The sequence below is a fragment of the Priestia sp. P5_B4 genome, assembly GCF_056400385.1.
The window spans coordinates 1-504 of sequence record NZ_JBFULJ010001561.1 but is presented as its reverse complement, the minus strand read 5'-3'; the positions used below and the strand labels follow the sequence as shown (position 1 = coordinate 504).

The window sequence follows — 504 nt, the reverse complement described above, 5'->3', positions numbered from 1 at the left end:
CATTTAATCACAGGATTTCCCATACTGATATTTTGTTTTATGTCACTTATAGATTTAGATGTTTTTTTTCTTAACAAAGGAATATATTTATTAGCATTCGAGTCATTAAGAACTACTAAATTAATTGTTTCCATATCTATCATTCCTTCCGTAATAATTAAAATTCTATTATTTCCTTAATCGGTTTTCCAGGCAAACTATTTTTATAATTCCTTCCATGCCATCCATAAAAATGTTCTTTATATGTTAAAGGATATATAACTTCTCCTTTATCTGCTAAATGAGGGTATTTTGCAGCACTATATGTGTGATGCCCTTGTAACGTTTGTCCATTAAATTTAGCTCTCTTTTTATTTAAAATATCCTCTATTTGTTCATTAGACCAATTCCTTGTAGGTGTTTCTCCATTTAGAATTTTTATTCTTTCCTGTTTCCAGAATTCTACTACACCCTTATCCCTTCTTCTCGCAAACTTTTTATTCCAAATATAAGATTGATATTCCT

1 pseudogene is annotated in these 504 nt (G+C 28.8%); it reads right to left on the bottom strand.

The features are described from left to right. Positions 1–157: 157 nt before the first annotated feature. Positions 158–504: pseudogene (locus AC1DRF_RS32165) on the bottom strand (WXG100 family type VII secretion target); the annotation flags it as partial.